We start from the raw sequence: 14,209 nt of genomic DNA, 5'->3' as shown, positions 1-14,209 counted from the left end.
AAAGATTTCATTGGCCCACCCCGACAAGATGATTAAAATTAAAAAATTTAATGCGAAGTGCATTTTCAGTGCAGTCATCTACTGGCAATATTAAAAGGCTAGGACAACGTAATGCTGTCCCAGCCTCTTATCATAGTATTCTTCTTTTCTTAATCAGTTAAAACGGACTGCGATTTAACCAGGCACCACCATCCATTGTGATGCATTCGCCATTAATGTATGCTGCTTCATCAGAGAACAAGAAGTGTGCTAAACCAGCAATTTCTTCAGGTTGTCCCATACGACCGACTGGTACACTGTCTATCGTTTGCTGGCGTGCCTCTTCTGATATCGTCAATTTCTTGGAGCCACCTGTATGTTCAATCGGTCCAGGTGCAATGGCATTAACACAAATCCCATATTTAGACCCCCACTCTACTGCGAGTGTTTTAGTCATTGATAGTACACCTGCTTTGGCACTTGCAGAATGAATAACGCCTGGCCCTGCCGTCCATGCGTATGTTGCGGCCATATTTAAGATTCTTCCAGATTCTCCACGTTCTATCCATGTTTTTCCGACTGCCTGTGTACAATACCATGTACCATTTAACACAATATCAATGACCGCATTCCAACCATTAATCGATAAATCCTCCGCCGGACAAATAAAGTTACCTGCTGCATTATTGACTAAACCGTCAATTTTGCCAAAAGTTTCAATTGCATAATCTACAGTGTATTGTACCCGCTCAGGATCACGTACATCCATATCTACACATAACACTTGTCCCGCATAACATTCGATTTCTTTTTTGGTTGCTTCCAATTTATCCATATGTCGTCCAGTAATCACTACTTTTGCACCTTCAGCTGCAAAGCGTTTCGCCATTGCCTTACCCATACCACTACTACCGCCAGTTATCATAATCACTTTATTCTTCATTTGCATGCTCCTTCATGTTAATAATAATCTAACTCCAAACAGAAAACGCTTACATTCTTATTGCAAGTATAACAAAATAGTACAATTATCTGGAAGTAACAATACTTTTAAAACATAAAATGCTAAGTCAGTTTCTGATACCATAAACCAAGCGCCCCTGACTCAAATGTTTGGCTATGTCTCAGTGTTAAGTTTGTTTGATCAGCAATATGTTCAAACAAGCGTAATCCTTGTCCAACTAATACTGGTGATACTGTTATTTTAAAAGTATCAACCACGTTTAATTGCATCAAATGATGCGCAAATCGTGGACTACCAATCACCACAATGTCACCACCGGGTTGTTGCTTCAAATCTGCAATAGCTGCTTCCACCCCATCATTAACGAGACGAGTATTGTTCCAATCTACGGATTCTAAAGTCGTTGAAAAGACTACTTTTTCTACTTGTTCAATCCATTGAGCATGATTTCGTTCGTGTTCTGATGCTGTGGTCTCTGTTTTTACCGATGGCCAATAATCATGCATCATTTCATATGTTTTGCGTCCCCATACTACGGTATCTGCCGAGCTTAAAACTTTATCAGCAAATTGTTCTAACTCTTCATTATAAGCAATCCAACCTATATCCATAGCACCATTCGGTCCTTCAACAAAACCGTCTAATGATGCATGTAAAAATACTACTAAATGCCTCACATCTAACAGCCCCTTCACTTTAATAGTCATTACATTAATTAGTATGAACAATACTTCGTTTTGTTATACCCTATTTTGTAATATATGTTAATTTTTTCTCTTTAATTTAACAAAGCAAATGTACTATTAATATAGATCAACAGCTGTTTTATAGTTTGAAACTATTAATAGTTAGTTTATTAATATTGGTTGATAACATTTTACCCTTTTACAATAGATATAAGATATCTTACGTAAGTTGATGTTCACTTCTCTACAATAAGTCATATAGGGGATGATATGATTTTGTATAATTTATGGTGTATCTTTCAACTACGTTATTCATATCAAACAAAGGGGTGTCACTATGATAAAAGAAGAAGCGATTGCAGTTGGCAATAAAGGGGCATGGCGTTTTTATATTTTTAGTTTAATCGGCATATTTTGTTTCTTCGTACCTATCACTATTAATGGAACAAATTCAATTTTTGTTGATCATGTCCATTTAGCGATTAGAGCAGTATTAGGTGACGTTATGCCATATATAGCGTTATTAATGATTTTAGCAGGAGCCATCTTGCCTATTATGAGACAAACGTATAAAAAGTCAGCCACTGATTTTATAATCACACTGTTTAAAGTCATCGGTGCGGTTATTGGTGTGATGTATGTTTTTAATTTTGGCCCAGCACTATTATTTAATAAAGATTATGGTCCATTTTTATTTGATCAACTGATGATGCCATTAAGTGTACTTATTCCTGTCGGTGCCATCGCACTGTCTTTACTTGTCGGTTACGGTTTGCTTGAATTTGTAGGTGTCTTTATGGAGCCAGTAATGCGTCCTGTATTTAAGACACCGGGGAAATCTGCAGTTGATGCCGTAGCTTCATTTGTTGGTAGTTATTCTTTAGGGCTATTAATTACCAATCGAGTTTATAAAAAAGGGATGTACAACAAGCGTGAAGCAACGATTATCGCTACAGGGTTCTCTACAGTATCAGCGACTTTTATGATTATCGTAGCGAATACGCTCGGCTTAATGCCACATTGGAATTTATATTTTTGGGGAACGTTAGTCATCACATTTATCGTGACCGCTATTACTGCTTGGTTACCTCCTATCGTCAATGAATCTACAGAATATTATAACGGACAAGAAGGAGAGCAGGAGGTAGCTATTAAAGGTAGTCGTTTACAAACAGCTTATAATGAAGCTATGAAACAAAATGCTGCCACACCATCACTATTAAAAAATGTGTGGGATAATGTTAGAGACGGTGTTGAAATGACCATCGCTATACTACCTTCCATCTTATCGATTGGATTTTTAGGTTTATTATTAGCGAACTTCACACCACTTATTGATTGGCTTAGCTATATTTTTTACCCAGTCATTTATCTATTCCCTATACCTGATCAGGCTTTATTAGCTAAAGCCTCAGCCATTTCAATTATCGAAATGTTCTTGCCATCATTACTTGTAGCTAAAGCAGCATTAAGCACGAAGTTTGTCGTTGGAGTTGTCAGTGTATCTGCGATTATCTTCTTCTCTGCTTTAGTACCATGTATACTAGCAACAGAAATTAAAATACCAGTGTGGAAACTCATAGTTATTTGGTTCATACGTGTCGTTCTTACGTTATTAATTACTATACCATTAGCACTATTACTATTTTAAAAGGGAGTGGGACAGAAATCTGATTTTGAAAAAATGATTTCGTCGTCCCCCCGGCAAGGATGACTAGCGTTGAAAAAAGCTTGGTTTGAAGCGCATTTTCAATGCAGTCAGCTACTGTCAATATGAAAAAAGACTAGGACTCCTAGCCTCCTAATGTAAACAAATCCTTCGCATTAATTCGCGAAGGGTTTGTTTATGTTCTATTTATATAGTTTTGTCAAAATAGTAGTGCATTTTCGCTACATTTACTTAGTAGGAGATAATGTCGACCTATCAAATGATCTGATACGTAAAATCTATATCCTGTTGGCAGTGATTTATGCCGACTCCTGTGGGAAAAGCACTAGCCGAAGACTACAGGCTGAGTCAGTGCCCACGGAAAGCTTGCAAAAAACTGCCAATATGAAATGAGATTGGAACAACTCAATATTATCGCAGCCTCCCCTTATTTTAAGTATCAGGATTTATATTCCGTCCTCTTGTATGCGAATTATTGATTGTAACTATTTTCCTTGTCTGATTTACGCTCTTTCCACATATTATAAATAAAATAAGCTGTGAGACTTAAGTTGATTATGATAAGCACACCTGTTGAAATCAAAATCACTGTATCTTTAGACGAGCCACTTAAACTAAAAACTAGTCCTATCAAATTAGGCAAACATATAACAAACAAAATTACCGCGAATAATTTTTGTTTAATGATAATACAACCGATACTGACAGCTATCAAAATGCATAAACCTATAATGACACTTTGCGTTTGATTCAACGTTACTATATTGTAAATTGGATATTTCCGTCTTAAAAATTCGCCCAAAATAATTAAACCAAAGATGGCAATACCTAAACTTATGAGTAGTATGTATGTTATTTTTTGATCGCCATACCTAATAATCGTTTTCTTCCATACATAAAGTTGTAATACGCCACCGATAATAATAATGAAGCCTATATAAAGCAATAAGCTAACAGATATCGTAAACGAGTCATCAAACATACGTGGCACGATGATCAATACAAACAAAAACACAAACAAGTACATAATGTATTTATAAATACCTTGAGTAATATTGAGTTGTTGGGCAAAATGATCTGCATATTCAGCAATAGGTGTATTAGTAATATCCGAAACGTCTTCACCATTTTCTTCAGCTATAGTTAAATGATCACGTAGTTCATCATCAATTTCATTAACCTCCTGCTCTTTCTTGCCTCTAAATAATAACTCTACTCTTAACTTCGTTAAAAATTGTTCTGATTGTTTACTGAGCATTGTTCCCCTCCTCAAATAAATTGTTCATACCTACATTAAGGTAGCTCCACTTGTCTTTAAACACTTGCAATTCATGTTCACCACTTGCAGTAATAGCATAATATTTCCGTTTAGGACCGCCATTATCTGATTGACGTACAGTTGCTGTAATGTAACCTTTTTTATTTAAGCGTAGTAATACTGGATAAATACTACCATCGCTAATTTCTGGAAATTGATGCGCTTTTAATTTCTCTAAAATTTCATAACCATACGTTTCACCCTTGGCAATCAACCCTAATATTGCACCATCTAATAACCCCTTCATCATTTGATTGGAAACTGACATTAAATTCTCCCTTTCAACTATCTTACTATATAAGGTAGTTGAAAATTACAATTATGTCAAATCTATTTTTTATAAATTTTAATTATCTTTTAAACATTAATTTGCACTCAAAAAAGACAGAGCATACTTGCCCTGTCTTGCGATTTTACTGTTCTACTAAATATACTTTCTCTGCATAACAACGAATGCTATTGATTTTATCAGCTAAAAAATTATGCCATTTCATCATTCTCACATGTACTGTTGCTTCTGTTAAGATATGCAACGGCACTTGTAAGTTTAAACAACGTCCAGAAATATTGAAACGTGTCACACCTGCTGGTACTGTCTCACCTCGTGCCACAACGGCTTCAATTTCTGTAATATTGAGTGGTTGATATTTTAACAACACTTCTTCATCAGACAACTCATTTATTTCTCCCTGTGCGATACGTTCGACTGTGTAGCTCTTACTATAGCTGGCAACGACTTTAGACCAGGCAGCTAATTTAGACTGCCTTAAGTCATCGGCGTATAAATATTGTTCATGGTGACGTTGGCATACTGTAATGAATGGTGTTTCTTGTCGTGCTTCAGTAGTCCAAGGCAAAGTCGGATCTTGTTGTAAGTTCTGCCACCATTTACCAGCCGACACACAATGATGCCACGTCGTGATCCCATACTTACTCTCATCAATGACTTGAACAGGAATAACATTACAACCTAAAGCTTTTAAACTCGTAAAGCGATGCACCCCATCTATAACCATATACCTTCCTGATTGCAGTTGCACTACTAGAATCGGATGTCTAATAAATTGATCTGCTGCAATTTGTGCTTGCGTTTTAGTTAATCTACTAGGTTCAAAGTCTTCATGTAAATCGATGCGTTCGACGGGCACAAGCTGCAACTGTTGATACACTTCCTGCATAAAACTCCTCCTTGTTATTCAGTTAAATAAATAAATGTTGGATGAGGGTGGCTTAAAAAGTCATGATGTGAAATCGACCAACCATAAGCACCAGCATAATTAAAAATAATGACATCACCTGTAGTTAAAGAAGGTACTGTTATGTCTTTAGCTAAGACATCTTTTGGTGTACACAACTGTCCGACAAAAGTGACTGGTTTTTGAGCCACGCTAATACGCTCAAAAGCATAAGGATTATGGCTTACAGGATATATTTCAAAAGGATGATTGTGTTGCCATGATACTGGCAGTCTAAATTGTTGTGTCCCTCCTTTAAGAATCGCATAATATGCTTGGTGCACGCGTTTAATATCCAACACTTCCGTCACATAGTAACCAATATGCGCCACTAGATAACGACCACATTCAAAGTTTAATGACACATCATGCATTACTTCGTCATCGATGACTTGATGAAAGCCATCGATAAATGTTTGCCAGTCAAATTGCTGTGTCAAATCTGCATAATTGACACCAATCCCACCACCTAAATCAAGGTGCTGTAAGCGAAAATCATGCTGTTGTGCCCATGATTTAGCTTTTTGGAAATACAAGCGCATTATTTCGACGTGTAACTGTGCGTCTAAATTATTTGATATAGAGTGGAAATGAAAGCCTTCCAACTGAATATGCGGTAGCTCCAATGCTAAAGCTATCGCTGCATCTATCTGATCTTCTGAAATACCAAACTGTGTTGGTCTACCTGCCATGTGTAAGGTTGCATTAGGGAATGGCCCTGCTAAATTCACACGTAATAACACTTTCATCTGTTGTTGTCGTGTTGTTAATAGTGCATTCAAACGCTGTAATTCATAAATACTTTCTACGTGAATACGCTGAATAACTTGATCTATAGCATAAATTAACTCATCATCAGTTTTTCCAGGACCACCAAAGATAATGTGTTGTGCTGACTTATGGGCCAAACCTTTAGCAATCTCACCTTGAGAGGCTACTTCAAAGCCAGTTACATCTTCACTTAATGCTGCTAAAATAGATGTTTCGCTATTCGCTTTCATCGCATAATACATGTCACAATTTGCTGGTAATGATGCTGTTATTGCTTGTACATGTTTGTGTAACGCTGGTAAATCATAGATGAAATGGCACATTGTTGTGCCGTTTGTTTTCAAATGTGCTATTGTGTCATGTAATCGTGTCATGTTGTATGCGCTCCTTTATGTACAGATAATTCTGACTTTAAATGACGATACAGTTTACCACGCTCATCACCCAAGACAAAGGCGTTTACACCTCGTTGTAACCACATCTTTTGTTGTGCTGTATCTCTAGGTAAGGCACAGAAATATTTATCAGCTGCTTGTGTCACATCATGCATATAACGTAGTGCAGATTGTACGGTATCACTCGTCGTTTCCCACGGAATACCGAAAGATTGTGAAAGATCTGCAGCACCTTCGATAATCATATCTAATCCTTCAACTTGAACGATATCTTCTAATGCTGCAATACCTTCTTTATCTTCAATCATCGCAATCACTAAAATGTCATTATTTGCATCATTCATATACTCAGTTAATGGAATCTCGCCAAATTTCGCCATGCGTCCACCATTCAAACTGCGCAATCCCTGTGGGTAATAGCGACTTAATTGTACGACTTGTTCTACCTTTGCTTTATCAGTCACGTGTGGCACAACAATACCACGTGCCCCCATATCTAATACTTTGATAATATCGCGTTCGATAGCTTGCGACACTCTTACAATTGGGGTTATCTGTGCCGCTTCAGCTGCACGAATCATGTGTTCTAATGTTTCATCATTAATGGCAGTGTGTTCACTATCAATGATGACAAAGTCATAGCCACTCGCGGCAATAATCTCAGTTACCAGTGGATTGGGTATAGAGTTAAACATGCCGTATAATTGAGCGCCTTGTGCTAATTTATTTTTGAGTGATAATGTCATCATATGCAATCACTCCTAACGGGTTTGAGACATGGTGAATTCTAAGTTCCGTATCTTCTAACAAACGACGTGTCGTTAGTTTTTCTACTTGAATGGTTGTTTCACATAAATCAAAATGCGCATAGTTTGGCAAATTGGGATGCTGACGCTGATATGTTTCCAACACTGCATAAACATATGCCCATTGACTGTGTTCATCTAAAGCGTAGTATTTCTCAATAAACATAATGATTTCCGAAATGTTAATAAAGAAAAATGCATCTAATACGAAGTCGCGTACTAAAGCTACATTCTCGGTTTCAATAAACGAATTGCTATTAATCTTTTTATGTTCTTCTGGCGTATCTTGTAATTGTGGGTCACTCGCCATATCACTCAGTAAATCTCGCTTAAAACGTATACCATCATGAAAATCCTTAATAGCAACACGTGTCGGCCAACCATCTTCATGAATCAACATCATATTTTGCGCATGTGATTCTAACGCAATGCCGTGATAGTACAACATATGAATAATAGGTTGTACTGCTACTTTGATAAATTGTTGTGTCCATGTTGCTACACCATAGCGTTGCATCCATTCATCAATGAGTGGTCGCCCGTTTTTCTCCTTACTATAAAGTGCATTAAAAGGAATCGCGTCTTCTTGTGCACTTAAATAGTGGTGTAAATTCTCACGCCAAATCACAGCTAACGCACCGTACGTTGCTTGTTGTTTAGCAGTATTAGCTGTAGGTGATTGATAAGACATACCCATAATTTCACCTAAAAAGATAGTTTGTAAGTCATCTTGTAAATAGCTATCTACTGCTTGAATTTGTTTTAACCAGTCCGTAATTTGAGCTGCATTTCCAATCGTATGTGGCGCTAAAATTCGTTTCGTTGACGTATTAGTAATGCTTAATGGTACTTTAATATAGTATTTTGTTGTGTCTACGGGTGCTAAAGTACGTATCGATTGTTGTGGTCTATATTGTTCTACGGATTCACCTAAATAAATAATGTCTCCATTTAGCCATTCCTCTGCTAAGTCAGTGGCGATAATGTGTTCAAATTGCCATGGATGTACAGGTAGCCATCCATAGTCGGTAGTTTCATTCCCCTGTGCTATGATTGTTTGTTGAAATTGTCTAAACGTTGCTGCATCCAATTGTTGTGCTAATAACTGTTCAGGTTCTATTCCTGTAGCTATTGTGCGTTCAATATGTTGATGTGGAATAGCTAGCCATTTAACATTGAATTCGGGTTTAAAGTCTGGACCATAGCGCAAGTTGTCTTCTAAAGTAAAGCCGAGACGCGACTTATAACTTGGATGATATGGATGTCCTTCACTCGCATATGATTCTAGAGCATCAAACGTTAAAGTTACATCTCCCTCAGATGCCTCCTTATATTGAAGCGCTTGACGGTCCTTCAATTCTGTCTGTAACAACTCTTGAATAAACGCTTCAATTTTTTCAGTGTTTTTGGGGAAGGTGTATTCCACTTCGCGTAATAATTGTGCGTAATTCACAGTTGCTTCATATTTACCTTTAGCATTACAACGTAACACTGATGATTGTAAGGTTAAACGTTGAAAACTAAATGCTTCCTTCACAGTAGCATGGTACGTAATATCTCCAGCGTCAATAATTATCGTTGCTTTTTGGTCATTTTGACTCACTTTATAATGCACTATATTTTCGTATATTAATGATGTCACCAATTGATTCATAATACGTTGTTTCACTAGCTGTTCAGTGTTAGGTATCATATTGTACCTCCTTAGTCATTGCGATTGGGTTTGGTATATCTGTATAAATAGGGTTTTCGCCACAATCATGAATTTTACTAATTAAGTTAGCTTTTGCCGCGAACACTGGACTATTATATAAATCCATAACATAAGCAGACCATGCTGCTGATGTTGCCTCTTCTTGTGACCATGATTGTAAAATGTCGCGTACGTAAGACCATAACGTTAGTTCTTCACCATTATGTTTTCCAACAGTCGCTACAAGATGCCCTAAATGATTGACAATAATGTAATATTTGAAACGTTGCCAAGCAGCCTCATCACTGTAGACTACTGGACTGTTGTTTGCGACTACTTGTGGGACGAGCTGTGCTGCTTCTGCTTTCTTACGTGATAGACATACACCTTCTAAGTCACGCACATAATAGGCAATAGGACGACCGTCTTTTAGTTCAATCAAGGAATTTTGTACATGACCTTCTAAACTAACACCTGTATTTACAAACAGTTGTAACATCGGTTTTAGTGTTAAGTTCAAATAGTCTGTCAACCATGTTTCTACCGTTAACTTACTCAACGTTATTTGCTTACTTAATAAAGATTCACAGCTATGTGGCATAGTCTCAAATAGACTTGCTAATACATGAATGTTTTTCTGTGGTTGATAATTTTCTATACCTTCACGCACGATCATGGCACTGTTCGCTAACAGGTCAAAATCCTCTGTTGTCTTGCGCGGTCTAAGGGCACGATAGCCTTGTTCAAACATTAATTTAAATTGTGCGGATTCATACTCTGTTTTAATAGCTGCAATCACTTGTGCTGCATCAATTGTGCGTTCAACTTGTTCGTAATCATTCGTTCTGACAAAGTTAGTAATTTTTACTTGGATCGGTAATTTCAAATAAATATTTAACTCTTTAGCAAAAACGGTCCTCACAGATGACGTCGGATATAATACATGACCGCGCTCTCCTATAAGTTTAATTAACCCTTGTGTAACCCATTGTTGAAAATCTGCATTATCTTGTAGGACAATAAGTTGAAATGGGTGTAGCGGTAATAACGTATAGCCTTCAGTCAGTTCAGACGTTGATAATTTAGCCAACGCTAAGAGTGTGTCATTGACACTAACTGCTGTGCCTGTCACATAACGCTCGACGATGAGTTCATTTGCGACTTCAACATAATAAAGCTGGAACTTAGCTTGGCATTCAGGCGCATAACGTTGTAAATCCGCTTCACTAAATCCTACTGAACTCTTTGGCGTTGGATGAAATGGGTGCCCTAAATATAATGATTGTTCAGATAGTATATACGGGTTGAGCGACTGTTGTTGCTCTCGATATGCTAAATAATGCGCTGTGCGTGCTATACTGTTTTTAATATCGTTACTAATTTCAGACATGCGCTCACTTAACACCGCATCACCTTGTCCTAATTTGTCACATAGTTTAGTAATAACTTCTAATGGTGCTAATGACGTCGTCACAGCTGTTTGTTGTAGTTGTATCTCTGGTTCATACGCATGATGCCCCATGGCTGACCAATAGTGAAATTGGCCAGTTAATTGTTGGGAGTCATCAATGGTAATGTGCCACATATTGTCTTCTGGCTGTCTATGATATAACTGATGTTCTCTAAAATAGACATTTAACATTCGTTCTACCGCAGCATGCGCTGCTATATTTTTATTTTGCACGTCTGTCATTCAACTCCCATAACTTCATTGATATTTGATATTCTGACATTTCATTGACTCGTGAAAAGAGTAAGATTAGACTACTGCCGATAAAAATAACTCCCATTACTATAAAAGTTATGCTCGGGTTATAACTACTTGTCACCACAGCACCAAACATACTACCAATCACTTGTCCTACCACCAACATGCTATTGGTTGAACCAACGAACGTACCTTTTAAATCACGATGACATGCTTTAACAACTACATACATCACGCTTTGAATTAAGGCACTGTACGTCAATCCTTGAACAATTCTAAAAATCATAAGCATCCATATATTAGTAGCCAAACCTTGTAGCACTACACTGAAACCGCAAATTAATGCCGTTAGTAAATAAACTTGTTTGACATAATTTTTATCATTTAAGCGTCCCCATAACGGCGCACTGAGAATTGATGCTGTCCAAAATACTGACTGCACTATACCGACAGCTGATTTGTCATCTAATAGAGTTGTATTTACACCTGCCGTTAAAGGCGCTAACGCTGTCATCATGCCATACATGGCTAAGTTGGCTAAAATACCTACGATAATAAAACGGCATGTCGCTTGTGTACCAAGTAAGCAGTGAAAAGATTGAATAACGCCACATGATACAGGTGTTTGCTGCTTAGTACGTTGCTGATGTGACGTTTCAACTAAAAATTTCACACCGACCATGCATACAATAAACGTGATTATCGCGATAATAAGTAAGAGTGATTGAAAGCCAATCATCGCTGCGACTATCCCACCAATTAATGGTCCTACTAAGGAACCTGCACTAATCGCGCTTTGTAATCTTCCTAGCACTTTACCACGCATATCATCAGGTGCTTCACTCGTCGCAAAGGCATTTGATGCGTCAACGACACCGCCAAATAATCCTTGCAATAAACGCACTACAACAAATTGTAATGGCGTTGTACAAAGTGACATCAAAAACAAGCAAATCGCTAAGCCTAGTAGCGCACGTAACACCATCCATTTACGGCTAATTTTATCTCCTAATTTCCCCCATAGGGGTGACGAGATCATAGTGGTAATTGCTGGGGCGGCAATTGCTAATCCACTCCATAATTGAATTTCAGTAACTGATAACGATTCAAGTGAGGCAATGTAAATGGGTAACAATGGCACTAAAATCGTTAAACCGGCAATAGAAATAAATTGACTCAACCATAAAAGTCGAAAATTACGATACCAAACTGCTACATTAGTCATAACGTTTCATAGGGTTCGCTATAGTCCCAATACTAGAAGGCATGCTTCCACCACCAGAGCCTTGCTGTTGTAATAACGGTAAAAGTATCCGTTTAAAAGGCCAAGTGTCTGCTGTAAACAATAATGTAGTTATTTGTTGTTTGGTATCAGGGGCAAAATTAAGCGTTTCGACTTGCTGTTTCATAGCGTGTTTAATGCGTGTCATCAATTGAGCTTCTTTAATGTTAAAAGTATGATGCAGAGCATCGACAATTGCATATAAATTTACTGAAACACCCAACGTTTGGAAGTACGTAAAAAATGTTGCTAAATCATCATTAATCAACGTATTCGGTGAGTTTTGACTAATTGTGTACTCTGGTATATTGATGTCATTGGCTTGCATCAATGGTGGATAAATACGCACAGTATCATGATCACGTAACACACACTGTTGAACGTGCCCCTCCTGAAATGATAGTAAGACATTTTGTCCATGTACCTCTGGCAACACACCATACTGCATAAATGTCATAACCGTTTGGATAAAATGTGCCACAATATCATCAAATAATGCTAGGACATCATCTTGTGTAATCTCTTTGACTGGTTTATCTATGATTAATGCATATAATTTTGTGTCATGTGCGGCAAGTGCTGCCATAGACACTAACTGTGTATGATCTGCCATTACACTCTCAGGATAACTTCTGAGCTGTGCGGTTAAATGCCCTATTTTATCTGCAAAAATATTGCCATCAGCCTGCATAAATGACCACCATTGCCGTTCATTGCATAAAGTTACCGTATTGGCTAAGTTCTTATCTTGTGCTATCACTTGTCTTAAAAGCCCTTCTGCTTTTTCGCCATTTAATAGATATCGCGTAGGCGTCAGTCTGAGGGCACCTAATGACTGCATGGCAAAAGGTACTTTAAGATGATGGAACGGGTCTTGCACATCAATGAGTGAACGTATCGACGATGATGAGACGTAATTTCCAAACTTATAATTGAGTGGCACGATAACACCTGTAGCTAATTCCCCTTGGAACATAGGTCGAATAATATGTTCCCATTGCCATGGATGTACTGGAAACACCATATAGTCAGCTGCCGTCACCTCATGTTCTCTTAACAGTTGTTTCACTTGAATATCGGTTAATCCTAATGTCTCCATCAATGCCGCTTCTTCCGCGACATCACCTGCAATAAGGTAATCGCGATGAATAGCTACAGTTTGTAGTGCAAACGATTGACAATATTCGGCTTGATAACGCTTATAGTCTGTTTCTGACAATCCACGTTTTTCCTTTGCTAAAGGATGAAATGGTCGATCCTTTAAACTGGCTAACTGTTCTGCTTGGATGAACGTATTATCAGCTAATGTTAAGTGCGTCAATTGGTCTGCTAATTGTTGTTCGGCAGTCATCAATCCTTCTGCAAAACGTTGCACATTCAAGTTGTCGCAGCGTGCTGCATTCATTGATACTAGTGCCTGCCATAAAGTCACAGCATCAGCTATATGCTGCGCTGTCTTTGAATGCAATACCACAGTGTCACTTGCCAAGCGATATGTATTCAAGCCACTTAAATATACAGGTATCGATAACGTTTGAGCTGCCTGCTGATAATGTAAAATAGTTGCAGTTGGTGTCTGTTCTAGTCGACTTTTGGACCATAATTCAAAAATATCTTCACACAACATACTATCTACCAAATCTCGCAGTATGTGTAGTTGTGCTTTCTGTTGCTGTTGTTGCGCTGTAACTTGCATCATTGCA

Annotated in this window: 12 protein-coding genes; 1 reads left to right on the top strand and 11 read right to left on the bottom strand. The window is 37.8% G+C overall.

Annotation, left to right across the window (positions count from 1 at the left end; translation table 11 throughout):
- Positions 1-157: 157 nt before the first annotated feature.
- Both fadH and MUA37_RS00855 read right to left on the bottom strand, forming a co-directional pair.
- The gene (gene fadH, locus MUA37_RS00860) at positions 158-922 is read right to left on the bottom strand and encodes a 2,4-dienoyl-CoA reductase (protein ID WP_262615303.1); all 765 of its coding nucleotides are present in this window, start codon (positions 920-922) and stop codon (positions 158-160) included.
- Positions 923-1,044: 122 nt separating this feature from the next.
- Positions 1,045-1,620: a dihydrofolate reductase family protein gene (locus MUA37_RS00855; RefSeq protein WP_107382461.1), complete on the bottom strand. Its 576-nt coding sequence runs from the start codon at positions 1,618-1,620 to the stop codon at positions 1,045-1,047.
- 346 nt (positions 1,621-1,966) lie between these two features.
- Between MUA37_RS00855 and MUA37_RS00850 the strand changes: the two genes are divergently transcribed.
- The gene (locus MUA37_RS00850) at positions 1,967-3,280 is read left to right on the top strand and encodes a YjiH family protein (protein ID WP_142019246.1); all 1,314 of its coding nucleotides are present in this window, start codon (positions 1,967-1,969) and stop codon (positions 3,278-3,280) included.
- A gap of 490 nt (positions 3,281-3,770) precedes the next feature.
- Here the strand turns inward: MUA37_RS00850 and MUA37_RS00845 are convergent, their stop codons facing one another.
- The 9 genes from MUA37_RS00845 to sbnC all read right to left on the bottom strand — a co-directional run bounded on the left by MUA37_RS00845 (position 3,771) and on the right by sbnC (position 14,205).
- Positions 3,771-4,556: a hypothetical protein gene (locus MUA37_RS00845; protein ID WP_142019245.1), complete on the bottom strand. Its 786-nt coding sequence runs from the start codon at positions 4,554-4,556 to the stop codon at positions 3,771-3,773.
- Entirely contained in the window at positions 4,546-4,884 is a 339-nt protein-coding gene (locus tag MUA37_RS00840; protein ID WP_142019244.1) for a PadR family transcriptional regulator, read from the bottom strand. Before MUA37_RS00840 ends, MUA37_RS00845 begins: the two co-directional genes overlap by 11 nt.
- 145 nt (positions 4,885-5,029) lie before the next feature.
- Entirely contained in the window at positions 5,030-5,794 is a 765-nt protein-coding gene (gene sbnI / locus MUA37_RS00835) for a bifunctional transcriptional regulator/O-phospho-L-serine synthase SbnI (RefSeq protein ID WP_142019243.1), read from the bottom strand.
- A gap of 14 nt (positions 5,795-5,808) precedes the next feature.
- Positions 5,809-6,996 (bottom strand): type III PLP-dependent enzyme, encoded by a 1,188-nt coding sequence (locus MUA37_RS00830; RefSeq protein ID WP_193325187.1) that lies wholly within the window; start codon positions 6,994-6,996, stop codon positions 5,809-5,811.
- Positions 6,993-7,766 carry an HpcH/HpaI aldolase family protein gene (locus MUA37_RS00825; protein WP_103388285.1) on the bottom strand — a complete coding sequence of 258 codons (774 nt, stop codon included), beginning with the start codon at positions 7,764-7,766 and terminating at the stop codon, positions 6,993-6,995. The genes MUA37_RS00830 and MUA37_RS00825 overlap by 4 nt, the downstream gene beginning before the upstream one ends.
- Positions 7,741-9,516, bottom strand: coding sequence for a staphyloferrin B biosynthesis protein SbnF (gene sbnF, locus MUA37_RS00820; protein ID WP_262624734.1), 1,776 nt, complete (start codon positions 9,514-9,516; stop codon positions 7,741-7,743). The genes MUA37_RS00825 and sbnF overlap by 26 nt, the downstream gene beginning before the upstream one ends.
- Entirely contained in the window at positions 9,506-11,200 is a 1,695-nt protein-coding gene (locus tag MUA37_RS00815) for an IucA/IucC family protein (RefSeq protein ID WP_262624733.1), read from the bottom strand. The genes sbnF and MUA37_RS00815 overlap by 11 nt, the downstream gene beginning before the upstream one ends.
- Complete coding sequence (locus tag MUA37_RS00810; protein WP_142019238.1) at positions 11,190-12,449, bottom strand: MFS transporter; 1,260 nt, start codon at positions 12,447-12,449, stop codon at positions 11,190-11,192. The genes MUA37_RS00815 and MUA37_RS00810 overlap by 11 nt, the downstream gene beginning before the upstream one ends.
- Positions 12,442-14,205 carry a staphyloferrin B biosynthesis protein SbnC gene (sbnC, locus tag MUA37_RS00805; RefSeq protein ID WP_262624732.1) on the bottom strand — a complete coding sequence of 588 codons (1,764 nt, stop codon included), beginning with the start codon at positions 14,203-14,205 and terminating at the stop codon, positions 12,442-12,444. Before sbnC ends, MUA37_RS00810 begins: the two co-directional genes overlap by 8 nt.
- Positions 14,206-14,209 lie beyond the last annotated feature (4 nt).

This window comes from Staphylococcus arlettae (genome assembly GCF_025560845.1).
Lineage (GTDB): Bacteria > Bacillota > Bacilli > Staphylococcales > Staphylococcaceae > Staphylococcus > Staphylococcus arlettae.
This window is presented reverse-complemented; position numbering and strand designations above follow the sequence as displayed.